The 22,864-nt window shown below is 45.4% G+C and carries 21 protein-coding genes; 7 read left to right on the top strand and 14 right to left on the bottom strand.

Going from position 1 to position 22,864, the window contains the following annotated elements:
• Positions 1–171: 171 nt before the first annotated feature.
• Positions 172–1,713, bottom strand: coding sequence for a glutamate synthase-related protein (locus DYB02_RS24035; protein ID WP_025634841.1), 1,542 nt, complete (start codon positions 1,711–1,713; stop codon positions 172–174).
• A gap of 157 nt (positions 1,714–1,870) precedes the next feature.
• On the opposite strand from DYB02_RS24035, the gene DYB02_RS24030 reads away from it, so the two are divergent.
• Positions 1,871–2,350, top strand: coding sequence for an aminoacyl-tRNA deacylase (locus DYB02_RS24030; RefSeq protein WP_020842041.1), 480 nt, complete (start codon positions 1,871–1,873; stop codon positions 2,348–2,350).
• Between the two features lie 77 nt (positions 2,351–2,427).
• Here DYB02_RS24030 and DYB02_RS24025 read toward each other — a convergent pair whose 3' ends face one another.
• Positions 2,428–3,105, bottom strand: coding sequence for a response regulator (locus DYB02_RS24025; protein WP_025554541.1), 678 nt, complete (start codon positions 3,103–3,105; stop codon positions 2,428–2,430).
• The gene (locus DYB02_RS24020) at positions 3,102–4,676 is read right to left on the bottom strand and encodes an ATP-binding protein (protein WP_029804742.1); all 1,575 of its coding nucleotides are present in this window, start codon (positions 4,674–4,676) and stop codon (positions 3,102–3,104) included. Before DYB02_RS24020 ends, DYB02_RS24025 begins: the two co-directional genes overlap by 4 nt.
• Positions 4,677–4,948: 272 nt before the next feature.
• Here DYB02_RS24020 and DYB02_RS24015 point away from each other — a divergent pair, with 272 nt between their 5' ends.
• Positions 4,949–6,352 carry an anion permease gene (locus tag DYB02_RS24015; protein WP_029804741.1) on the top strand — a complete coding sequence of 468 codons (1,404 nt, stop codon included), beginning with the start codon at positions 4,949–4,951 and terminating at the stop codon, positions 6,350–6,352.
• Positions 6,353–6,419: 67 nt separating this feature from the next.
• On the opposite strand, the gene DYB02_RS24010 is transcribed toward DYB02_RS24015, so the two are convergent.
• From DYB02_RS24010 to DYB02_RS23995, 4 genes are all read right to left on the bottom strand, one after another.
• Positions 6,420–7,832 (bottom strand): coniferyl aldehyde dehydrogenase, encoded by a 1,413-nt coding sequence (locus DYB02_RS24010; protein ID WP_005454152.1) that lies wholly within the window; start codon positions 7,830–7,832, stop codon positions 6,420–6,422.
• Positions 7,833–7,957: 125 nt separating this feature from the next.
• Positions 7,958–8,530: a GNAT family N-acetyltransferase gene (locus tag DYB02_RS24005; RefSeq protein ID WP_005454340.1), complete on the bottom strand. Its 573-nt coding sequence runs from the start codon at positions 8,528–8,530 to the stop codon at positions 7,958–7,960.
• Between the two features lie 5 nt (positions 8,531–8,535).
• The gene (locus DYB02_RS24000) at positions 8,536–9,021 is read right to left on the bottom strand and encodes a GNAT family N-acetyltransferase (protein WP_029805082.1); all 486 of its coding nucleotides are present in this window, start codon (positions 9,019–9,021) and stop codon (positions 8,536–8,538) included.
• A 17-nt stretch (positions 9,022–9,038) separates the two neighbouring features.
• The gene (locus DYB02_RS23995; RefSeq protein WP_015313152.1) at positions 9,039–9,497 is read right to left on the bottom strand and encodes an NUDIX hydrolase; all 459 of its coding nucleotides are present in this window, start codon (positions 9,495–9,497) and stop codon (positions 9,039–9,041) included.
• A 183-nt stretch (positions 9,498–9,680) separates the two neighbouring features.
• Between DYB02_RS23995 and DYB02_RS23990 the strand changes: the two genes are divergently transcribed.
• The gene (locus DYB02_RS23990; RefSeq protein WP_029805084.1) at positions 9,681–10,586 is read left to right on the top strand and encodes a DMT family transporter; all 906 of its coding nucleotides are present in this window, start codon (positions 9,681–9,683) and stop codon (positions 10,584–10,586) included.
• Positions 10,587–10,669: 83 nt separating this feature from the next.
• Here DYB02_RS23990 and DYB02_RS23985 read toward each other — a convergent pair whose 3' ends face one another.
• Positions 10,670–10,984 carry a DMT family transporter gene (locus DYB02_RS23985; protein WP_005454078.1) on the bottom strand — a complete coding sequence of 105 codons (315 nt, stop codon included), beginning with the start codon at positions 10,982–10,984 and terminating at the stop codon, positions 10,670–10,672.
• A gap of 154 nt (positions 10,985–11,138) precedes the next feature.
• Positions 11,139–13,244 (bottom strand): M4 family metallopeptidase, encoded by a 2,106-nt coding sequence (locus tag DYB02_RS23980; RefSeq protein ID WP_029805086.1) that lies wholly within the window; start codon positions 13,242–13,244, stop codon positions 11,139–11,141.
• A gap of 350 nt (positions 13,245–13,594) precedes the next feature.
• Between DYB02_RS23980 and DYB02_RS23975 the strand changes: the two genes are divergently transcribed.
• Positions 13,595–14,962 carry an endonuclease/exonuclease/phosphatase family protein gene (locus tag DYB02_RS23975; protein WP_029805087.1) on the top strand — a complete coding sequence of 456 codons (1,368 nt, stop codon included), beginning with the start codon at positions 13,595–13,597 and terminating at the stop codon, positions 14,960–14,962.
• 75 nt (positions 14,963–15,037) lie between these two features.
• On the opposite strand, the gene DYB02_RS23970 is transcribed toward DYB02_RS23975, so the two are convergent.
• From DYB02_RS23970 to DYB02_RS23950, 4 genes are all read right to left on the bottom strand, one after another.
• Positions 15,038–15,577: a phosphatase PAP2 family protein gene (locus DYB02_RS23970; protein ID WP_024702901.1), complete on the bottom strand. Its 540-nt coding sequence runs from the start codon at positions 15,575–15,577 to the stop codon at positions 15,038–15,040.
• 387 nt (positions 15,578–15,964) lie between these two features.
• Complete coding sequence (locus DYB02_RS23965; RefSeq protein WP_005454090.1) at positions 15,965–16,351, bottom strand: MAPEG family protein; 387 nt, start codon at positions 16,349–16,351, stop codon at positions 15,965–15,967.
• Positions 16,352–16,556: 205 nt separating this feature from the next.
• Positions 16,557–17,462 carry an EamA family transporter RarD gene (gene rarD, locus DYB02_RS23955; protein WP_029805089.1) on the bottom strand — a complete coding sequence of 302 codons (906 nt, stop codon included), beginning with the start codon at positions 17,460–17,462 and terminating at the stop codon, positions 16,557–16,559.
• A gap of 88 nt (positions 17,463–17,550) precedes the next feature.
• On the bottom strand, positions 17,551–18,273 hold the full coding sequence (locus tag DYB02_RS23950; RefSeq protein ID WP_005486597.1) for a sulfite exporter TauE/SafE family protein: 723 nt from the start codon (positions 18,271–18,273) through the stop codon (positions 17,551–17,553).
• A 377-nt stretch (positions 18,274–18,650) separates the two neighbouring features.
• Here DYB02_RS23950 and DYB02_RS23940 point away from each other — a divergent pair, with 377 nt between their 5' ends.
• The gene (locus DYB02_RS23940) at positions 18,651–19,175 is read left to right on the top strand and encodes a prepilin-type N-terminal cleavage/methylation domain-containing protein (RefSeq protein WP_025504144.1); all 525 of its coding nucleotides are present in this window, start codon (positions 18,651–18,653) and stop codon (positions 19,173–19,175) included.
• 66 nt (positions 19,176–19,241) lie between these two features.
• On the opposite strand, the gene DYB02_RS23935 is transcribed toward DYB02_RS23940, so the two are convergent.
• The gene (locus DYB02_RS23935) at positions 19,242–20,216 is read right to left on the bottom strand and encodes a chemotaxis protein CheV (protein WP_029805090.1); all 975 of its coding nucleotides are present in this window, start codon (positions 20,214–20,216) and stop codon (positions 19,242–19,244) included.
• 548 nt (positions 20,217–20,764) lie between these two features.
• Between DYB02_RS23935 and DYB02_RS23925 the strand changes: the two genes are divergently transcribed.
• On the top strand, positions 20,765–21,100 hold the full coding sequence (locus DYB02_RS23925) for an Hpt domain-containing protein (RefSeq protein ID WP_225868831.1): 336 nt from the start codon (positions 20,765–20,767) through the stop codon (positions 21,098–21,100).
• A gap of 96 nt (positions 21,101–21,196) precedes the next feature.
• Positions 21,197–22,828, top strand: coding sequence for a response regulator (locus DYB02_RS23920; RefSeq protein ID WP_029804097.1), 1,632 nt, complete (start codon positions 21,197–21,199; stop codon positions 22,826–22,828).
• The last annotated feature ends 36 nt before the right edge of the window (positions 22,829–22,864 follow it).

Below are 22,864 nucleotides of genomic sequence, written 5' to 3'. Positions count from 1 at the left end.
CCTCCTTGGCTACTCATTCTCTACTCAATGCGAAAAACATTGAATACCTGACCAAAACAGCGTAGTCCACTTGACGCAAGAAAGAAGTCTTTTTCTTCAAAATTTGCACGCTGTTTACAAGCTTTTACTGTTACCAAACATGTACATATATGCGTTTTATATGGATTCAGATCAGATTGGATTTACCCCTGAATACTTAACGCCAGACAATCTCGCCATGTTTTGATCCCACGTCGCTAAATCCCGAACATTGAATTGGCTGAGTGAATGATGCCCACACGCCCTTGCCATCACTTGCATGAGCTCAACCGATGATTCAAAGAAGTTTTTCAGTTGTTGAGACGATTTTTCAACATCGAGACGCTGCCTCAAATCGGCATTTTGCGTCGCAATGCCTGCCGGACAGTTATTGGTGTTGCAGATACGAGCTGCGACACAACCAATTGATTGCATCGCGCTATTCGCTATCGCCACGCCGTCTGCACCGAGCGCTAACGCTTTGACAAAATCCATAGGAACGCGAAGTCCACCAGTGATGATTAACGTGACGCGGTCACTTGCACCTTTTTCATCTAAGTATTTACGTGCGCGGGCTAACGCAGGAATGGTCGGTACGCTAATGTGATCACGGAACATGGTTGGTGCCGCGCCCGTGCCACCACCACGGCCATCGAGAATGATGTAATCGGCACTCGCATCAAGCGCAAACTGGATGTCTTGCTCAATATGGTTAGCACTCAATTTAAAGCCAATCGGAATACCGCCAGTAATGCCACGAACTCTGTCGGCAAACTTTCTGAAATCGTGAGTAGTATGAAGATCGGTAAAGGTTGGTGGCGATATTGCAGGTTGCCCTTCAGGAATGCCCCTCACCTGAGAGATCTTACCAACGTTTTTGTTGGCAGGAAGATGGCCTCCTGTCCCCGTTTTCGCACCTTGCCCACCTTTAAAGTGAAATGCTTGAACCTTTAGGAGCTTGGATTCGTCGTAGCCAAACTTCGCACTGGCTAGCTCATAAAAATATCGCGAATTAGCGGCTTGCTCTTCTGGCAACATGCCGCCTTCCCCGGAGCAAATCCCAGTTCCGGCTAACTCCGCACCTTTTGCCAGCGCGATTTTCGCTTCTTCCGAAAGCGCACCAAAACTCATGTCCGACACCAATAAAGGAATAGCGAGCTTGAGCGGCTTACGTGCGTTTGGCCCCACAATCAACTCGGTAGACACGGGAACATCTTCCAACAGCGGTTGTGTCGCCATTTGCGCCACCATGATTTGTATTGCATCCCAATGTGGTAACAAGTGCCTAGGCACGCCCATTGCAGCCATCGGCCCATGATGACCGAGCTTAGAGAGCCCTTCTCTGGCAAGTTGGTGAATAAATTCTAGAGTTGGCTCCTCTTGAGTATTGGCAGCGGCGAGCTTTTCACTTTTCTCTCGTTTTTGATCGGGACCTTCTTTGCCCACTTGCTCGGCGGTAAATCGTTTATGCGTACCGTCGCAAAAAGGCGCATTGGCGGTGTGCTTGCACTGGCAGAGATAAGCATCTTCATCTTTTTCCGCAGTAAAGCTCATTGGCTTCATCCCAGTTCCAGAATGCGAGCCGTCACAATAAGGTTGCTTTTTTGATCGCCCACAACGGCAAAAATAGTATTCTTGCCCGGCCTTCAATTCGACCTTGATCGGCTTGTTATCGGCGATGATTGGCTTGCTCATGTTGCCCCCTAGTTATTGTTTTTCACCATGCTTTGTCGCTGGCTTTCAAATAAGCGTAGAACAGGAGCCAAAGAGCGTCAGTGCAAGCGGAGTAAAATGCGCGATTGCGACCGTCCTCTCCTATACTCTTTATGGGTCTCATACACGTGGAGGCTATATGACAATTGCAACCCGATTAGATGAATATTTGACTGAGCATAACATTCACTTTCAAACCGTGAATCACAGCCACAGTCATAGCTCGCTACAAAGTGGTGTTGCCGCAGGTGTGCCTTTAATGAATATCGCAAAAGGTGTGATTCTTGAGGATCATGAAGGGCGTCATATAATGGCGGTCTTACCTGCCAACAACAAAATCAGTTTGTCGAGATTAAACGACGAATTTAACGCCACCTTCCACTTGGTGAAAGAGCGCATGGTTTATCGACTCTTCACCGATTGTGAACACGGCGCTATTCCGCCGATTGGTAGCCCTTACCACATGTCGACAGTTTGCGATGAAAGGTTAGCAAATTTGGAACATGTCTATCTCGAAGCCGGCGATCATGAAACTCTGATTAAGCTGGATAGAAAGGCATTTAAAGATTTGATGAACGACTGCAAATACTTAAGATTCAGCAGTGAAGTTCTGCATTAAACTTGCCAAAATATGTCGACATTTCGTGAAAAAGGCTCTTTCAACAAGAGCCTTTCTTTGTGCTTTATCTCAAACACTTAGCTTTCTGATACTAACTTATTGCGATAAACCCGAGTCGGTCGCCCTACTTTCCCGTGTTCTAAAAAGGCCACCAACTCACCGTGTTCAACGGCTTTATCCAAATAACGACGCGCCGTGCTCTTACTGATGGTTAAGCTTTCCGACACACTCAATGCGGTGTGCTCGACATGCACATGCGTAAACAGATCCACCACCTGACGGAACATAAAAGGATCTAAACCAGCCAAATCGGTTGGCGTGCCTTTTCCAAGATGGAACAAATCATCAAGCTGCGACTGTCGAAAACTCTCTTGGCTACGCATATGGTTTTTGACCTTTGCGAAACGGAGCAAGCTTTCAGTTAGTCTTGAGTAATCAACGGGCTTGACGAGGTAATCAAATGCGCCGAAACGATGAGCTTTTTGAACCGTAGATGCGTCATTGGCCGCCGTGACCAAAATGCATTCTGGTTTCTGGTCGCTCTCTAACCATTGATAAACCAGCTCGACACCTTGCCCGTCTGGCAAGTAGTTGTCGACGATTACCAAATCCGGCTTAGTATGCGTAACTAGCTGCTGGGCAATGTGAATACTGCCGGCAATACCGACGACTTGATATTGTTCCACTTGCTCAATGAAATGGTGATGAAGCTCTGCAATGTTGGGATCATCTTCCACTATGACTACTTTTATCATCCTAACTCCTTGGGAAAATAGATCGTAAACGCGGTTTCTTGCTCGTCACTGTCCAACTCCATATGCCCATTGCCTTGCTCAACGATGGAACGTACAAGGTACATGTCTACTCCATGATCGGCTTTGTTTTGCTTAGTGGTAAAGCCCAATTCGCACAACGCATCAAATTCACTCTCGATCAGCGGGCCATTGTTCGAAACCTGAATGGTGTACTCGCAGGCCGATTCTGAAATACCGATGTGTACATGACCGTTCTCTCGTCCTTTCACCGCTTCCAAAGCGTTTTGAGCTAAATTGCCAATCAACCCACACAATTGTTCTTCTGACAAACGGCGAGACAGCGCGCTCAAATCACTTTGGCAGTCAATGCTCAGTGCCACACCCAGTTCGTTGGCTTTGCTCGCCTTTGCCAAAATCAAGGCTGACAAGGCCGGTCTGCTATTCAGCGCATGTAGCGAATCCAGTTGTGATTGACTGGCTTTCGCTTGCGACAAACAAACTGAAAGCGCTTTATCGTAAGCCCCCATTTGTAAGAGGCCCGAGATAGTCGAAAGCTTATTTTGATACTCGTGACGCGCAACGCGCATGTTCTCCATGTACTGCGTCACCTGACTGATTTTCTCCGAGAGTACGTGCATCTCATTTTGGTCACGCAAGCTAAACACTGCGCCATAAGGTTCACCTGTCGACGTACGAAGCGTAACTCTGTTCATCACCAAATTTTTGCCATTCACGCGAATCAATCCATTAATGTAATCGTCACCTTTCAGCGAAAAACTTTCAGGGTTATCTATCCCGTCGGTAAATACGTTGCCAAGCTCTTGATGATAGTTGAGCATAGCGCGAGCGGAATCATTAATAAGATACAAACTTCCCTCGGAGTTTATCGCGACCAATCCTTCATACGTCGCTTGCAGCACGCCTTGATGCGTTTTTAATGCCTGCTTAAGCTGCCAAGGTTCTAACTCTTGCATTTGAGTTCGAACATAGCGAGAAAACTTCCAAGACAACCAAATACAAATAGCGACGGCAATGATTCCGAACGATATCAAGGGCAATAACCGTTCGCTTGTCCAGAGATCCAAAGTATCAATCAAATAGCCAACTTTGATCATGCCAATCACATCGCCTTCATTGGAAAAAATGGGAGATATGTAACGAACCGATGGCCCTAAAGATCCCACGCCATAAGAAAGATAGGACTCGCCGTTTTCCAGCGCTCTTTCAATGTCACCTCCCAATACAGGCAGACCAACGCGTTCAGCGACAGGATGTGCCAGCCGAATTCCTGCGCGATCACTCACAGTGATAAAATCCGCATCACTCACCGCCTGAACCGCATTGATGATTTCTGACGTTTTGCTTGCGCTACCAGACCCAACAGCGGCAATAAGGCTGGACAATTGCGAGAGCTGCTGCGACTGAACTTGAGCACGCAGGCTGATTTGATGAGTGAGGATGTCGTCCAACTGATGAGCACTGTAACTCCACCAACTCAACATGCCCAATAGCATTACACCACTGAGCAATACGGCCAGTTGTTTAGTAAAAGAAAAAGAAGCAAACGGCACGATAGGATTCCAAGAAATGACTTGCCCTAAGCTTACCGCAATTCCTTATTCGACTTAGGGGCTCTCACCATGAATTTTGACGCGGATCTCAGTGGTGATTTTTATGACTTTTATTAATTTAATGCGTTTATTCTCAATTATTTTTCAAACAGATTTTGTCGTGACATGCAAATTGATAAAGAGCTCAAGTACGTCGTTGATGAAATTGATTTCTCTCAGTTTTTTGCCATTTCCAAACCCTATGATGAAGAAAATAACTTGGAGATGGATGTATGAATAGTTCCCAAATGAAAATACTCCTACTGGTCGCGATAGGCTGCATCTTATGGTTTATCCCAACCCCGGAAGGACTCACCGATCAAGCTTGGCAAATGATGGCGATTTTCGTCACCACCGTACTAAGCTTGATCCTCGCCCCACTTCCTCTTGGCGCGATGGCCTTGATGGGTTTGACGCTCGCGACACTGCTTGGCGTACTGCCAATCAAAACCGCACTGACTGGCTTCGCGCACCCAACGATTTGGATGATTGCAGCTGCGTTCTTTATCTCTCGCGGTTTTATTACCACCGGCTTTGGTCGACGCGTCGGATACTGGTTTATCTCTAAACTTGGTCACAACTCATTAGGCCTTGCTTACGGCTTAGTGTTGACTGATTTGCTGTTTGCACCTGCAACCCCAAGTACCACAGCACGTTGTGGCGGTATTATTTCTCCGCTATTTCGCTCGGTTGCGAGTGCTTATGATTCCGACCCAGAAAAAGGTACTGAGAACCGAATCGGCGCATTTTTGGTGCAATGTATCTTCCAATGTAACGCGATTACTTGTGCGATGTTCCTGACCTCTATGGCAGGTAACCCACTCGCCGCTAACTTCGCAAAAGAACAAGGCGTTGAAATCACATGGGCTGGCTGGGCAACCGCGGCGATCGTCCCTGGTTTGTTGTGTTTGTTCCTCATCCCTCTCGTGATGTACATGGTGTTTCCACCAGAGCTAAAGAAGACACCAGAAATGCGTGAAATTGCGCGTCAAAAGCTGGCTGAAATGGGCAAAATGACGCGTGACGAACTGATGGTTTGTATCACCTTTATCGGTATGGTTTCACTTTGGGTATTGGGCCCAACATTAGGCATTCATGCAACGGTTACGGCTTTACTTGGGTTAGTTTTCTTGCTTCTCACTCACACCATCACATGGGACGCCGTTCTTGGCGAAAAAGAAGCATGGCACACCATAACTTGGTTCGCTGTATTGGTAATGATGGCTGCGCAACTTAACAAACTCGGATTCATCAGCTGGTTCAGCGAGTCTATGGCCGAGTCACTGTCCGGCTTTGGCTGGGTGACAACCATCGTCGTGCTTCTTTTGGTTTACTACTACAGCCACTATTTGATGGCGAGTGCAATGGCACACATCAGTGCGATGTACTCCGCGTTCTTGGCAATTGCGATCTCTGCTGGCGCACCTCCGATGCTTGCTGCGATTGTTCTTGGTGTTTTCAGTAACTTGTATATGTCGACCACGCATTACTCGTCTGGCCCTGCGCCAATCTTATTTGGTGCTGGCTTCCACACTCTGCAAAACTGGTGGAAAATCGGTTTTATCTTCTCACTCATCGTCATTCCAATCTTTGTTTTTGTTGGCGGTGCGTGGTGGAAGCTTCTCGGCCTTTGGTAATCCGCAATTTAGAACGCATAGAAACCAAAAAACCGCCCGTTTGGGCGGTTTTTGAACAATCCAATCACTATCGAACAAAAATCTTTTGAATCGCTTTTATCGCCATTGCTCTGCGACGCATTAAAGCCCCCGTTCTTGGCAGCCATTTCGGCGTGTGGAGTACGGTTTTCGCATGGCTAAAGGTTCTGAATCCTTCCACTCCGTGATAATGACCAATGCCCGATTGCCCAATGCCACCGAAAGGTGCATCTTCAGCGCCAACGTGTAATACCGTATCGTTAATGCCGACTCCGCCACTGTGTGTGTTGCGCACGATATGTTTGATGGTCGATTTGTCGTCCGACATAACATACAGCGCAAGTGGCCGCTGGTGCTGATTAATGTAGTCAATCGCTTCCTCTAAGCTTTTGTATGGCTTGATGGGTAGAAGTGGCCCAAAGATTTCCTCTTGCATGATTCGCATATCCGCTGACACGTTTGTGACCAAATGAGGGTACAAAAGCCGTTCCTCTTGAGGTGACGCTTCAACGGTATGGAGGCTTGCGCCTTGGGTTTTGGCATCCTCAAGCAGTGCAGTCAAACGCTCATACTGTCGTTGGTTGATAATATGGGTCAGCTTTTGATTCTTGTTGGATTTCAAATAGAGTTTTTCAAAACGTTTTAAGAACAGCGTGATGAACTCTTCGATGCGTTCTTGCGGTACAAACGCGTAATCAGGCGCCACACAAATTTGGCCCGCATTGATGCATTTACCAAACAAAATCGCATCAACGGTTTTCTTCATGTCTGCATCTTCTGTGATGATCACCGGAGATTTTCCACCCAGTTCTAACGTCACTGGAGTCAAATTTTCTGCCGCTGCTTTAGCCACAGCGCGGCCAACATTTGTCGAGCCAGTAAACAAAAGATGATCAAATGGCAGTTGACTGAATGCTTGTGCAACGTCCGCTTCACCTTCAAATACTTCGACATATTCCGACAGCTCGTGACAAATATTGACGATGACTTTATTGGTTTTGGGCGTAAATTCGCTGAGCTTCATCATCACACGATTGCCTGCGGCCAAAGCAGTCACTAAAGGCGCAAGGCTCAAAATGACAGGAAAGTTCCACGGCGAAATGATCCCGACAACGCCGAGTGGCTGATATTGAACGGTCACTTTCGACGGAGCAAGCAACAGGCCTGATTCACGTTTACTAGGTTTGCACCATTTTTTTAGCCGCTTGAGGGTGTAATTGATGTGCGAGACCGTCGGCAAAACGTCGGTCATTGCGGTATCAAATTCTGAACGATAACCAAAATCGTCACTCAGCGCTTCCACCAACGCTTGTTTGTTCGCGATAAGCGCTTGTTTTAGCATAATAAGGCGCTGCTTACGTTCATCCAAACTAGGATAAGGTTCGGCGACATACGCCGCTTTTAAGCGGTCGAGGCTTTGTTGTAACGAGTTGTCCACGTCAACCTCTGCGATTGCGTTCATGATGCTTCTCCTAGCCTAGTTTCGATCAATGACGCTCCAAATTAACACGAGCGCAACAATGTTACTATTGTAGCGCTCGCGAAATTAGAGTTCGAACTCTGATTAAAATATCGGTGGGTTTGGACCTAAGTCAGACGCAATTCATAAATGCCTAGTCGTTGAGAGCGGTCAAGCGTCTCGAACTCGTGATCAACGTATTCTTTTAATGTGGCACCAGCACGCTCAGCAATATTGATACTGGCAATGTTATCTTCCATACAGTGGAATTGGATGAACTGCGCATGCCCTTTCTGTTTTAAAAAAGGAATCAGAACCGCAAGCACTTGGTCAATCACTCGGTGTCCTCGCCCATTGTTCGCCAACCAATAGCCAATCTCAGTAACGTGTGTGTGCGAATCCACACCCTTGATGCCAATAACGCCCGTAAACTGCTCATCAAAATAAATCGCGCACCAGTGGGCATCTAACGCTTTGCTGTTCACGCGCTGAGAGATGTAGTTCACTGCTTCTCTGCGGTTGGTCACAAAGTCCGTCCAAGGTAAATAGCCAGATAGGCTGTTTCGATACGTGTTCACCACTTCCAGTAAAACCGTCGCATGCTTGGTGGTTAGAGGCTCAATAGAGACCCTTTCCGAGACGGAAAAGCGCGCTTGCGAGCCATTCCCTTGATAGTCGTGTGGATACATCGAATCTCCCATTCACATCATCCTTTAGCAAAGCGCTGCAATGCATCTCCCGCCAGTCGATAGATCCTCCATTCATCTTGAGGCTCTGCACCGATTGACTGATAGAAATCAATCGCGGGTTGGTTCCAATCCAATACAGCCCATTCAAAACGGCCACAACCACGATCAACGGCAATATTCGCCAAATGCTTTAACAACGCTTTCCCAGCACCAACATTTCGGTACTCAGAAGAAACATATAGATCTTCCAAGTAGAGTCCGTTCTTTCCAAGCCATGTTGAGTAGTTAAAAAAGTAGACGGCGAATCCTATCGGTTCTTCGTTCACATAACAAATCACTGCGTGTGTCGTCGAATCTTCGCCGAAAATCGCTCGATCAACGTCTTCGACGCTGGCTTTAACTTCATGTTCTAAATGCTCGTAACGAGCTAACTCTTTAACAAATCTTAAGATGGTTGCAGAATCCTGCTTTTGTGCTGCTCGCACAGAAATTTTATGAGTCACGTCCTTGTTGCCCTTTCCTAGCTGTTTTGCTCGATTAATGTATACGGTGTCAGCGACTCCACATCAACATAGTATTGCCAAACATGATCATAGAGATGATGTTGATTGGCAAACGGCGTAAGCTGCTTTGCTTCTTCCAGCGAACACCAGCGATATTCCGTGTGTTCTTCATTAAGCACCACAGGTTGGTTTGGCGGACAAAATAACACAAAGCATGGGATGACCAAGATTCGGTTCTCCTTCGCTTCGTAGAACTGTTCTAAAAAGTCCGCCTTATGTAACTCAACATCGTCAATCTGCGTCTCTTCTTTTAGCTCTCTCAGAATGGTTTGCCATCCTGTTTCACCAGCCTCTACACCACCAGCCACATGGCACCAATACCCGCCTTTAACGCGTTTGAGTAACAGAATTTTATCTACGCCATCAATTCGAGAGATGACAACGCCAGAGACATGCGTCGCTTGTATTGGGATCATGTATGCTCCTTAAATATCTAGATATTTCCTAGATGCGCTCCATGCGCGAAAGAAAGATAGGTTGATTGAGAACCCACAGTCTACCGCTTATTCTTTCTCTCGGCAGAGATGTTTGAATGCCGCCGATCATTTTGTCTGTTGAGTATGCTAAAGTGCGATCTGTCGCAACAAATGAGCAGTAAAATGTCTAATTCACTCAACACTATGGTTCCCATTGGTGTGCGCTTTATGGTGCTCTCCGCTTTCGGGTTCGCGCTAATGTCGGCCACGGTAAAGCACGTCAGTCTTCATGGTATCCCTGTCTTTGAAATCGTTGCAGCAAGAGCACTCGTTTCTTTAGTGATCAGTTATTTAGATGTGAAACGAAAACGAATCTCTGTTTGGGGCAACAACAAAACACTACTTTTAGCGCGTGGCGCGGTGGGCACCTTCGCGCTGATGTGTGTTTACTATTCGGTGACCACGTTACCTTTGGCAGAGGCAACCATCTTCCAATACATTCATCCGGTATTTACGGCGCTGCTCGCTGTCATTTTTTTGAAAGAGCGAATTCAGCCCACAACCTTCATTTGTATTGCGCTATGTTTGCTCGGCGTCTACGTCATGGTTCGGCCAGAAACCGGCGTAGAATCTGCACAAACACTTCCGATGTTCAGTGTAATGATTGCTATTTTAGGTGCTTTTGGTAGCTCTATTGCTTATGTCATTGTAAGAAAGCTCAGTCAAACCGAAGACAGCTCGGTGATCATTTTCTACTTCCCACTTGTGGCGCTACCAACGTCCATCCTGTTTATGGGAGATAACTTTGTCATGCCAGATCTTTACCTGACGTGTATGTTGGTATTGGTCGGCGTGTTCACTCAAATTGGTCAACTTGGGCTGACTAAGGCGATGCAAACTCAACAAGCAGGTAAAGCATCAGCCTACTCTTACGTGCAGATAGTCTTTTCGGTACTGTTAGGCATTGTGTTCTTTGGCGAACTTCCATCACTATGGACATACATTGGCGGCGCGTTAATTGTAGCGGGCGCATTGATCAATGTGTTCGGCCATCATTTACGGTTGCCTTTTATTAAGCGCAGCGCTTAACGCCTCCATCCCAAACGGGCAAGATATTTAAATGCAACAAAGCCAGAGTCGACTCTGGCTTTTCTTTTATGTTTAACCCGGCGTTAAGCAGAGATTTTTAACCCTGCAATACCTGCCACAATCATCAATAAACTCAGTGCTTTAATTAGCGTTGCTGGCTCATTGAACAAGTAGATACCGACGATTGCCGTGCCTATTGCACCAATGCCAACCCAGACGCCATAAGCGATGCCTAAAGGTAAGGTTCTTAACGCGATACCAAGCAGCCAAAAGCTCAACAACATAAAAACGATGGTGAACGCCGAAGCGCCAAATTTGGTAAACCCTTGTGAATATTTAAGACCGACAGCCCATGCGATTTCACACAAGCCCGCAATGAAGAGAATTCCCCAAGCCATGTCATATTTCCCAACGAGATTGGGGTCGTCCCCGAGAAAAGATAGAGCGGTGAGGTCGTCCTCACTTCTGTGTGGCCCTCGAGTATAATCAAAAGTTCGTAAGAGAAAAATAAGGCTCTGAGAATTTCAGAGCCTTAGGAAATATGCTTTGTCGCTATGGTTTGAGAATGACAAAAGTTTGCCCATCACTCAGCGTGAAGCTTACCGAACCAGTTTTTTTATCAATACCCGATTTGCTACACTCGCTATCATTGCCACATGAATCACTAGGGTTGTTGTTCCACACTCCATCATGCAATCCTGAGCCCGTGACAATCGCCGTCCACGTTTTGCCATTGTTAATGGATTGCGTTGTCACACCGCCAGAAGGTGGTGGGGCTTCTTGTTCTGTATAACTCGCGGTTACACTCACGTTACTGATACCGCTATACGCGTAAACCCCAATATGCCACGTCCCTTCACTTGGCGTAGCAAAACTGCACACTTCGTTACTATTCGAGCTGATAGAGCGACAATCGTAGTTTGACAAACTTGGCGCACTGCCCAACTTAACGTAGAGGTCGGCATCCCCATTTGAACCTGCGGTCGTGATGGTTAAGTCTGAACCGTTTGCTGGCACATCAATAGTGAAGCAGTGCCACTGCCCTGTCGAAGCAGATTCGATATTGCTTGATGTCCCATTACTCAACGACACAGCATCACAAGCGCTTGAAGGTGGTTCAACGACACCACCATCCGTCGACACGCCAACTTGGGCAAAAGCCGCCGTCACATCACTCGCAGGTAAGCTTAAGTCTTGCGCCGCCGCCAATACGCCAGCGGCAGCTGAATCAAACGTCGCGCTTGGTGTCCAATAGTTTTGGTTCGCGTGGGCAAATGCCTTGAAGGTGTTTTCGGTGCCCCAATCATAATCGACGGCTAACAGATAAAACGTCTTGTTAAACACACCACTAGAGTAATGAACATCCATACCACTGACATATTGAGACGCGTGGTCAATCGAGCGTCCGTCTAACGGAGGGTTGTCCATGTAACGTAATGCGCCAGTTGGAGACTTACGAATATCAAATCCGACTTTCCAATCGTTTGAACCTCGGGAATAGAACTCCGCTGCTTCGCCAGCCATATCCGAAAACGCTTCATTAATACCGCCAGATTGACCTGAATAAATCAGGTTAGAATTTTGCTCTGTAAACCCGTGGCTGACCTCATGCGCGGAGACATCCAAACTCACTAACGGATAGAAGTAACTCGCTCCGTCGCCGAATGTCATACTCGATCCATTCCAGAAGGCATTTTCATATCGCTTGCGGTAATGGACTCGCATTTGCAGCTGAAACGTCAAGGGAGCAGTATTCAACCAATCTTTGTACATGTCGTATACCACTTTGCCAAAGTAGTGCGCATCGTTTAACGGACTGTACGCGCCGTTAATCTCTTTGACCGTATTCGTTGGACAATTAAAGGTGTGAACACTGCCTGAGGTTCGGCCATCTAGGTTGATGGTTTGGACGATATTAGGCGTATCCATGATACAAGTGCTCCCCGACTGCTGAACAAGTAGCGGGTCGTATTCCTTACCATACTCATAGAAACCAATCTTTTGATTGCCTCCCGGGCCATCTGCTTCTGCATGAGCTAATCCTTCATACTGCAACAGCACTTCACCGGATTTAGCATCCACGAGATAAGTTGGTCTAGTGGGGTTTAACGCTTGTTCAGAATCGGCAAAAAACTGGATCTCATAGGCTAAATGCGCAACGTCTTTGTCATCGATATAAATACGTAATCCCTGTTGCTGATCTTCGATGTGATAGCCAACATCCAAATACGGCTTTTGTACTTTGCTTCTTATTCTTTCAAGGCTGAGCTGAGGAGTCGTGTTAGAAATGTCTTGCCCGATATCATGAACTAACGTACCGCCAAAGCGTTTGATTTTCCCTTGTTTATCGCGGTGTAAAACGATCTGTTTCCCCCAGATCGGAATTCCTTTGTAGGTTTGTTGATACCGGACGTGGACATCACCATTTTTGTCTTGGTTGGCTTTAAGCTTTTGAACATTATTGCCCGGCTTTAATCCAAGCGCTTTGGCGACATTTTGGGTCGCGGCAAGGTTTTGCTTTTCGAGAGAAACCACACGTCCATGATTTGGCTCTAATCGCTCCAACTGAGCGGCAGAGAGAGAAGGTGAAACAAGAAGTGGTGACACCAACACAAAGCCAACTACGAGCTTGCGCTGATATTTTGATCCTAGATCCATCGGTAAGTCCCCTATTTTGCACAAATAGCAAAGCCAAACTGACAGATTTTATGCGCCGAATAATCCCTTAACAGGACGTTAGGCTTATTGATCTCATTCTGTTCATTGAGTCTAGCACAGGAATTTATAGACCTTATGGATGAGTTTATGGCGATTCAACGCTCTCGACACATGCCTTTAACAATTTGCATATAACCTTTTGATGTTGAAACTGTCGCATTTATTGCACAAATCACACAAAAATTGATTGTATATGTAATTATGCAAACGTTTGTGTGACTCATATCGCTTACAAATATTACTGATGTTATTAATATTTGCCCGAATCAATTATAAGGTATGACGCACCCATGAAAACAATTAAAACTTCTCTCGCTCTCCTTATCGGTGCTGCTTTACTGACTGGCTGCAATGACGACGACACGAAATACGTAAACGTTCAGCCAACAGAAGTAAAGATTGCCACCTACAACCTCTCTTTTGACCGTGCGACCTTCGAAGCTTTAGTAAATGAAATGCAAATTGAACCAGCGCAGCAAGCTGCATTGGTTACAGCCTATTTAGACGGCTCCATCGCAGCTGAAGACAAAACCACTGCGGAAAAGGTCATTCAAATTCGCAACGTTGCTGCGATCATTCAAAAGAATCGCCCTGATGTACTGATGATGGCGGAATACAACAACGACGGAACAGGCGAAGACAAAGCAGCCCTTGAAGGCTTCCAAAAGAACTACCTGTCTGTTGCACAAAGTCTCGATGGCGCGGGCGAAGAAGCAAACCTCGAACCTATCGAATACCCTTACGCGGAGTCTTATTCTACCAACACAGGTTTGTTGAGCGATTTTGACCTCGACAACAACGGCACTGCCGGCCAAATGCCGGGGGATGCATGGGGCTTTGGCATGTACCATGGCCAATACGCCTTTGCCCTAATGTCTAAGTACAAAATTGATACGGCAAATACACGAACCTTCCAAGAGTTTAAATGGAAAGATTTAGAAGGCGCGAAAATCCCAACCATTACTATCTGTGACGGCTCACAAAAAATTCCAGACAATATGAAGTGTGGCGATGAGTGGTACTCTGCAGAGGAATGGGCTCAAGTACGCCTCTCTTCTAAAAACCACGTAGATGCACCAATTATCATCCCGACCAGCAATGGTAATGAGGTTGTTCATCTTCTGATGTCGCACCCTACACCACCAGTTTTCGATCCAGGTAAAAACCAAGCGCAAAACGCAGCGGAAGTGGAATTTTGGCACCATTACATCCAAGGAAAAGAATTTTTCTACGACGATGCAGGCAAACAAGGTGGCTTGGCGAGCGGTGCTAAATTCGTCATGATGGGCGACCAAAACCTCGATCCAGTTGCTGGCGATGGTATTAGCTCTATCATGCAAGAGCTGCATAGTGATCCGCTGGTTAACCAAGACGTGATGAACGGCAACCTGTACCCAACAAGCTTTGGCGCAGCTGAACACGCCGTTGAAAAGAGCTCAACTCACCCATATCCGAACCGTATCACTTCAACATTTGGTTTAGGTGTAGACTACGCCTTGCCTTCTGCAAACTTAAACGTGGTTGATTCCGGCGTTTACTGGTCTGCATCTTATGAAGAAGGTCGTAAACTGTTTAACGATTCGCGCATCGGCAAATACGGTAATGGTAAAGATGTTTCATCTGACCACCGTATGATCTGGATTAAAGCGCAGTTCTAAGTAACTTCATAAACAACAAAGCCTCGGACATTTCCGAGGCTTTTTTCATTCGATTCATATATCTAACTCATATCCTTACCAACGATAAGTGATGGAGATACCCGCATCCTCGCTGGTCACCCAAGGTACAAGCTGTACATTTTCGTCATACGCATCAGTAAAAATATAAGCACTCAACGTGCCTAAAGCCGCGCCTGCCAACACGTCTCGCCAGTAGTGTTTCTTGGCTTCAACACGGCCGACGCCCACTAACGCTGCCATGCTGTATGCAGGAAGTCCGGCTTCCCATCCATAACGCAAGTAAAGGTTGGTCGCAGAAGCAAATGCGTTTGCAGTGTGGTTGGATGGAAAGCTGTCGTTGTCACTTTTATCTGGGCGTTCTTCATCGATGGTGTTTTTACCAATCAAACCAACACCAGAAGCAGTGCCAATGCTCAATCCTGCTTGCCAGAACCCTTCCCAATCGCCTTTATAAGCTGGCACAGCTGCAGCGGTTGCCACTAAACCGTAAGTGCCAATATCCGTTAGAACGTCCCAGTCTTTTTCGCTCATCGCATTAACCGACTGACAGCACAGTAAAGATGCCACACCTACTACACGTATTGTTTTCTTCATTAATACAACCAATTACATTTAAACCGCGCGCAAGTTATCACACTTGTTGGTTTTATTCGATAAGGCAAACACCCTAATAGCGTGTAGAGATAGGAAACCTGAAGATAAAAAAAAGCCAACCACAAGGTGTGTGATTGGCTGTATATACTTGTGAACAATTGGGTTCACTAACAACGTCAGTTGGCTAGGTGACCCTCGGCTTAGAAAGGGTCAGTAGTACTAAAGCATGAGGCGTGCCAACTTTAAAGCGCATAGAAACAGGCTGATATTTAATCAATTTCATTAAAACTTCATCAATAGCGACTGTTTGCTCACAGTTTTCATTGCAATTTGCAAACTCGATTTAGCAATTCGCAAACAGATTCGCGCTGTAGGAACTTATTAGACTTACCACAATTTTCCGTAAGGGAAGTAGAACATATTCAAAACCACAAGAGACACAATCACGAGAAACGTCAGCTGCATGCCCTTCACTCTTCCTTTAAAACTCTCTTGTAGGATACCTCTGGCATGAATGATGCGGCCAATTACAAAGATAATACCGGTAAGATGAATCCAAATGGGTGCTGCGCCGTTAAACTCTAACAACGCCATAAGAATTAGCGTAATGGGTATGTATTCGCTTGCGTTACTTTGTGCGCTGCGGGCAATTTGCAGTGCTTCTACGCCGCCATCTGCGTACGCAACCTTGTTAAGGCGCCTTTGTTTGATGACTTGAAACGCTAACCAAACTAAAAGTAGAGCCAGAATACTGGCATAAAGTGCAGTGATCATGTTGAGTCCTTTCTATTCAGATACCTATTCACTATACCTAAGTAACTTCAAGATGCCGAATAATGAAAAACATCGCTATTCATAACTTGAATTTCAGTGATAAAAAAAGCGCTCGACTGAGCGCTTTTATGTTTGGTTTTACTTGGATGCACAATGAACTAAAACGAGCGTGGTTGGCCCAAATTTGGTTTAAACCGGATTCAACCTACACCGAATGATTAGCCAACTTTTTACGCTTTATTCCTTTCGCAACGCCTTCGAAGATCGTGAGCAACAAACCCACCCAGATAAAGGCAAACGTAACCGCTTTAACGTCATCGAATAGCTCCCCAAAGAACACGACAGCAAGAATAAACTGCAAGCTCGGCTCTATGTATTGCATCAAGCCAACCGTCGATAAGTTTGTAATACGAATCGCGATTGAGTAGAAGATCAAAGGCAGAATCGTGATTGGCGCGCTGCCGAAGTAAAGCAATAAAGTTGTCGTATCAACGGAAGAAGCAAGCTCGCCAGTCGTCCATTGTTTGAACAGCAAATATCCCAACGCAAACGGCGCAAGAACAAGTGCTTCAATAAACAATGTTGTGCTCCAATCGTAGTTGATTTTCTTTTTGTAGAGTCCATAAAGCGCAAAGAAAAGCCCCATTGTTAAGGCAACAAACGGTAGCTGCCCGTATTGAAACACTTGGTATAACACGCCACAAGTTGCGAGCAATATTGCAATTAATTGCCCCTTAGAAAGCTTGTCTCCCAAAACAAATACACCTAAAGCGACAGACACAAGTGGCCCGATGAAAAAGCCCAAGCTTGCATCAATCACTCGATGGTGAGTCAACGCCCACGTAAATGCACTCCAAGAAATACACATTAGGCTACTTGCCACAAAGGCATACCAAAGAGACTTTTTATCTCGCCACACCTGTGACCAATTTGGCCAATGGCGAGTCACCGCGTAGACGATAAGAATCCCTACGGGTACCGAGCCAATAATGCGCCATGCCAGCAACTCATCCATTGCAGCATTAGGAAGAAAACGGTAGTAAACCGGCAGTAATCCCCAAATAACGAAGGATAACGCAGCCATAAAATTGCCGTAGTGACGATGATTCATAGGCTATTGCTCATTGAGATGAAGAAAAAGTGACGCGATTTTATAGCGCAAAAGGCGTTTGTAAAGTGATTATCATCGCGCCTAATTGTTACAGGTTCAGCCCTTGTACGACTGCCGTAAAGCCACTAACAAAACACAGCAGTAACGCACCAAAACGAATCTTTTCTTTCGGCAGCGATTGCGTCGTTTTCATCGCCAGCCAATACCCTAGCCCGGCAGCTGGTAGCAACGGAATCGTAATCACAAGATGATGCAACGTAAAGAAGCCCGCTGGGATTTGAACCACCAGAGAGATGATAGAACTGAATACGAAAAATGCCGACAAGTTACCGCGTAACTGGTTCGCTTCTTGATGCTGCAATAGCAATGCCATCGGAGGGCCACCGATTGCCGAGCTGGTACCAAACAAACCGGAGAAAAATCCAGCTAACGTCATACGCTGAGGTGTTGGTTCAATACGAAACGGAAGCACACTGACGATAACCGCGAATAGAACGAGTAAACCGATCCACAACGTCAGTGCTTGAGTGGAGACAAAGAACAGCATGAAGCCACCAGCAATAGAACCGGGAACTCGGCCAATCAATGCCATTTTTAAACCACCGATTTCGACGCTACTGCGGTGTTTCAGCGCATTCATGATCGAAATAAACAACGCGACCAAACAGATAGGTGCAGGCACATATTCGGGCGCCCATAGAATGAGCAATGGCGCGGCCACAATGGCTAAGCCAAAACCAATCGCAGTTTGGACAAAAGAACCGAGAAAAATCAGTCCCATCGCAAGCAAGTTAACCGAATCAAATTCCATCTAGATTGTTCTTATATTCAGATGATCAATAAGGGCGCTAGACTTATCGCATTTCGAGATGGTTGCCTAACCCCGCCTTGCGTAGCATTCCTCAATGACCATGAAAAGACAATCTATTTGTCTGTTTTTAGACAACATTCATTTTCGCTAACCTCACTACCAACGTAAGGCTTTTCTTACAGAAAACTGAATGCACTGTACACCAAAACAACACATATGCCGTTGATAAAATCATCAAAATGATTGATGTCGAGCTCTAGCGCTTTATTTTGCATCGCTCTATAATGCTGACCCTTTTATCAATACTGTACTTATTTCCACAACAAAAAAGCGTACAGTTATTTACTTTTTTACCTTTAACTTGCTGTGAAAATAATATGAAAAAACAGACTGGATTTACTCTAATTGAGTTAGTAGTGGTGATTGTGATACTCGGCATTCTTGCTGTCACCGCCGCACCACGTTTTTTAAACTTACAAAACGATGCTCGCGAAGCCCGCTTAGAAGGTATGAAAGGTGCCATTGAGTCGGCGTTGGGGATTGGTTACGGAAAAATGGCCATCGCCGGATTAGAGAGCGACGCATATGTGGCTAATTTTGACAACAAATTCACTAAAGCTGATTTGCCTTTCGATGGCTGTAATATTGGTAGTAATAAGCGATGCGTCTTCTTATACGGATACCCTGATGCAGACGAAACTGCTTTAGGATTGCTTGTGGTTGAATTAGAAAATCAACATGGCTCATCTGATTGGAAGATTGAAACTTTTGAAAAAGATAGGCTCGTAGCCGTGATGGCAAGAGATGATAAAACGGCGTCAAAGGAAAAATGTAGCATCATTTATGGCCCACCAATGCGAGAAAATGAAACTTATACTCTAAGAATTAATCCTTGCACATAACCAAATAAGGCTGCCAATCGGCAGCCTTATTACTTTTAACTCTGTGCTTGATGAGCGATACGCAAATTAAGCGAATACGTATTTATCCATCATATTCACCATACGACCAATTTCAGGCTTGGTAATGGTGTCATTAGCGCCAAGCGACAGTGCTTTTGCTCGGTTATCTTCACTCATTAGTGACGAGAACATGATGATTGGCATTTGGCGAAATGCTTCGGTTTCACGCAACCTTTTCACTAAGTGCATGCCATCCATTCGAGGCATTTCTACGTCCGTCACAACCGCATCCAGCAGTCCTCGCACTGGTAGCTGTTCTTCTTTCGCAACTTCAATCAGGCTCATCAATTTCTCATGCGCTTCACCACCGTCTTTGCAGGTGATAACGTTGTAACCTGACGACGCCAAAGTATCTTGAATCAGAGAACGGATGAACGCGGAATCGTCCACAACCATGATGGTTTTCGCGTTACGCTTACCAACCATGCGCTGGTTCAAATCAACAGATTTATCCACTTTCACGTCGTATTTTTCCATACTCAGCTCAGGGTTAATGTCTGCAATGATCTTTTCAAAGTCGAGGATCATAATCAGGTTGCCATCTTTGCGAACGACCGCCACAACACAATCCTGCTCACCGGCTTCTAAAAACTGACTTGGCGATTCCACATCATTCCATGAAATACGGTGAATACGTGAAATGCTGTCGATTAGGAAGCCATTGGTCATCTTGTTGAAATCGGTAACGATAACAAACTTGCGCTCAAGATCTTGTCGCGTAGGTACACCTAACCAACCAGCCAAATCGACTAAAGGCGTTAGGACATCGCGAGATGAGAACACACCAATCATATGAGGTTGCGCGTTCGGATAATCTGTCGTCTCAGGCACGCGAATCACTTCACGTACTTTGGCAACGTTAATACCGTAATAACAGGTTTTGGTGCTGCCGTCTGGCAATTGTTTTTCTAGGTGAAACTCAATAATTTCGAGCTCATTGGTACCACTTTCAGTCAAAATGGTGCTGGTTACGTTACTCATAGACCCAATATCCAAAAAACGCGTCAAGAAAAGGCTTGATGCAATACCGTAAAGAACTTCTTCCTACGGCAAAAAATCCGAGCGTCCTTTTTAGTCTTTACGACTGTGTTTGTAAACCTTCAAAAGGACGATTACTGCACACTTCCATCTCAAACAGTGAAAATATGTCTCAATTTTGAACAAGACTTCGGTAGAGATTCTACTCTCCCGCCTTCGTTACGTTCTATAACGGCCATAACACTGAAAAGTTTAGGAATAATTTGAGCGAATGCTTTATGCCACAAGCAAAGTTACAACGCAGAAGATAGCAATAAAATGCCACTCATTTCTAACATGAAGAAATTTGAAACGCAGCTATCGAGTGTAGTGCAGCAACCTCTCCCTTATTGGCTTCCTATTTTGATGTAAGAAAAGCCTCACAACCACAACAAAACATTAGATATCAATAATTTAGAATTAGTTTAAAAACAGTCCTATACTTGACCCGTTTCTTAAAATTAATAACTATTTATCTGTTCTTAATCAATAACAAACGATGCTCCACTTATATGAATTCAGACTCTTCTCTACATACTCAATGGTTAACTCACTTTCCAGCCGATATGCAACACCACATGGCAAAGGTGTATCTGGAAACCATGACAGAAGATCTCGAAGCGTTAAAAGCGCATCTACACGAACCAAAACATTTACTCCAGACCGTGCACAAGATTAAAGGCGGGCTCGCACAAATAGGCTTGGAGCATATTCATCAATCCGCTTTATTGACCGAACAATTGGGCCGATCTGATTCCCCCCTTTATCAAACGGCGTTAGAGAAACTCATCACCGATCTAGAGCTAAGCGTGAATGACGTCCATCATTGGGTTACTCAACATACGTAAAGCGATTCTCTTCCCTCAAAATAACCTCAAGAGAAGCATTTAAGCTTCCGCTGCATTGAATTTTATTACATGCTTTGACTGCACAAGGATTGACCCATGAGTTTTGACCGTAATCTGTGTAAAGTTCTGGTCGCTGACGATTCCAGACTGGTTACGAGTAGCGTGACCGCGATACTTCGACAACTCGATTTAAGTGACATCTATTACGCTTATAAACCTTTTGAGGTCATCAATCTTTGTAAGCAAATGCATTTTGATTTGGTGATTTGTGACTACAACTTTCAAACTCAGCTCAATGGCTTTCAGTTGTTAGAAGAGTTAAAGCACGCGCAAATTCTGCCTGCACATACAACTTTCGTTTTTTTGACCGGAGAAAATGATCACAAGATCGTACGTTCAATAGTGGACAGCGACCCTGATGACTACTTGCTAAAACCGTTTAATCACACCTTTTTTCGCAACCGACTGCTGTCAGCCATGAAACGCAGAAGCGTGCTACTACCGATTTACGAAAAACTGCGTGAGATGGACTTTGAAGGCGTGATTGAAGCCACCGATACCCTTCTTCCCTTTCATCCCGAATATTCAAAACTGATCAGACGTTACCGTGCGCATGCAATGGTGCAAAACAAACAGTTTTCTAGCGCCCGTAGCGAATACGAAAAGTTACTCAAAGAAGACAATTTTGACTGGATTAAAACTGCACTCGCCAACACGCTAATTGAGACCGATGACTTAGAAAAAGCACAAGAAGTTCTGGAAAGCTTGAGCAGTAAAAAAGAGAACCCCTACTATCACGATGAAATGTCTAACATGGCGGTACTGAGTGAAGACATTCCTAAAGCGATCAAACACCTTAAGCAATCGACTATGTTGTTGGATGCTGGTTCTGAGCGTGAACTGGTGATCACCAACCTCTCTTTAGCCAGCGAATCTTACGATGACGCGGTCACTTACATTAAGCGCTACTACGAAAAAAACGAAAATACCTTCCGAGGTGGCATCTTCACCAAACTGAATTTTGTGCGCTGCCACTTATACCGAGCGCTCAATGCACCTTCAAATCAATGCTTTGAAAACCTTCTGTTTGGATTAAACCCACTGATTGGTGAAATAGAGAAGAACTCGCAATTCAAAGCCCAATTTGCATTGATTGACGCACACATCGCACTGATTCGTGGTGATTTAAAAGCCGCTATTTCTCAAGTCAGAGCCGTACTAGCCAGCAATCAACTGTCGCACTTCTATGATCTTTACCATCTGTGCGTACTGCTCGAACGTTGTTCATTTTTAAGTGAAATGAAATCGATGTTGCCACGTGCTCGCCGAGCCATTGCCGAGGCGCAGCATCCAAGTATTTTCCGAAGCCAAGTGCACATGCTCAAAAGCCTGGAAGTGCGCCTGCAAGAATCGCAGACCAAAATCGAGCAAATCCGAAGACAAATTACCGCTCAGAAGTCGATTTCTACCTCCTCAATCACACCGCACTTTGATCGCTACTTTCAACTGCACGACCTTCTTCCTCACTCTAAGAAAATCTGTTTAGCGATTGTGAGGTTAGCCTCACTTCGCCCATTTGAGTATCGCGGCGAATACGCAATTTATCGTAAGCTCGAGCATTGTGACCGCGTAATACGAAACTTGTGTGATAACCGAGAATTACAATCCATTAAATACAACAACATGTATCAATATGCGAAACAGAACATCACGGTCAGCAATGGATGAATTAACGTTTTCTGTTTGTTAGTTTTCTGTCAGAGC

Origin of the sequence: Vibrio parahaemolyticus (assembly GCF_900460535.1) — a bacterium.
In the GTDB taxonomy this organism is placed as follows: Bacteria; Pseudomonadota; Gammaproteobacteria; order Enterobacterales; family Vibrionaceae; genus Vibrio; species Vibrio parahaemolyticus.
The sequence above is the reverse complement of the archived record's forward strand: the minus strand, read 5'-3'. Positions and strand labels throughout refer to the sequence as shown.

What these genes read in the sequence shown, in the direction of transcription:
- DYB02_RS24010 (WP_005454152.1), bottom strand. Translation starts at nt 7,832, where the DNA reads ATGAACGCAATCGCAGAGGTTGACGTGGACAACTCGTTACAACAAAGC.
- DYB02_RS23940 (WP_025504144.1), top strand. Translation starts at nt 18,651, where the DNA reads ATGAAAAAACAGACTGGATTTACTCTAATTGAGTTAGTAGTGGTGATT.
- DYB02_RS23920 (WP_029804097.1), top strand. Translation starts at nt 21,197, where the DNA reads ATGAGTTTTGACCGTAATCTGTGTAAAGTTCTGGTCGCTGACGATTCC.
- DYB02_RS24005 (WP_005454340.1), bottom strand. Translation starts at nt 8,530, where the DNA reads ATGGGAGATTCGATGTATCCACACGACTATCAAGGGAATGGCTCGCAA.
- DYB02_RS24015 (WP_029804741.1), top strand. Translation starts at nt 4,949, where the DNA reads ATGAATAGTTCCCAAATGAAAATACTCCTACTGGTCGCGATAGGCTGC.
- DYB02_RS23925 (WP_225868831.1), top strand. Translation starts at nt 20,765, where the DNA reads ATGAATTCAGACTCTTCTCTACATACTCAATGGTTAACTCACTTTCCA.
- DYB02_RS23995 (WP_015313152.1), bottom strand. Translation starts at nt 9,497, where the DNA reads ATGATCCCAATACAAGCGACGCATGTCTCTGGCGTTGTCATCTCTCGA.
- DYB02_RS23985 (WP_005454078.1), bottom strand. Translation starts at nt 10,984, where the DNA reads ATGGCTTGGGGAATTCTCTTCATTGCGGGCTTGTGTGAAATCGCATGG.
- DYB02_RS24025 (WP_025554541.1), bottom strand. Translation starts at nt 3,105, where the DNA reads ATGATAAAAGTAGTCATAGTGGAAGATGATCCCAACATTGCAGAGCTT.
- DYB02_RS23980 (WP_029805086.1), bottom strand. Translation starts at nt 13,244, where the DNA reads ATGGATCTAGGATCAAAATATCAGCGCAAGCTCGTAGTTGGCTTTGTG.
- DYB02_RS23970 (WP_024702901.1), bottom strand. Translation starts at nt 15,577, where the DNA reads ATGAAGAAAACAATACGTGTAGTAGGTGTGGCATCTTTACTGTGCTGT.
- DYB02_RS24030 (WP_020842041.1), top strand. Translation starts at nt 1,871, where the DNA reads ATGACAATTGCAACCCGATTAGATGAATATTTGACTGAGCATAACATT.
- DYB02_RS24035 (WP_025634841.1), bottom strand. Translation starts at nt 1,713, where the DNA reads ATGAGCAAGCCAATCATCGCCGATAACAAGCCGATCAAGGTCGAATTG.
- DYB02_RS23990 (WP_029805084.1), top strand. Translation starts at nt 9,681, where the DNA reads ATGTCTAATTCACTCAACACTATGGTTCCCATTGGTGTGCGCTTTATG.
- rarD (WP_029805089.1), bottom strand. Translation starts at nt 17,462, where the DNA reads ATGAATCATCGTCACTACGGCAATTTTATGGCTGCGTTATCCTTCGTT.
- DYB02_RS23975 (WP_029805087.1), top strand. Translation starts at nt 13,595, where the DNA reads ATGAAAACAATTAAAACTTCTCTCGCTCTCCTTATCGGTGCTGCTTTA.
- DYB02_RS23950 (WP_005486597.1), bottom strand. Translation starts at nt 18,273, where the DNA reads ATGGAATTTGATTCGGTTAACTTGCTTGCGATGGGACTGATTTTTCTC.
- DYB02_RS23935 (WP_029805090.1), bottom strand. Translation starts at nt 20,216, where the DNA reads ATGAGTAACGTAACCAGCACCATTTTGACTGAAAGTGGTACCAATGAG.
- DYB02_RS23965 (WP_005454090.1), bottom strand. Translation starts at nt 16,351, where the DNA reads ATGATCACTGCACTTTATGCCAGTATTCTGGCTCTACTTTTAGTTTGG.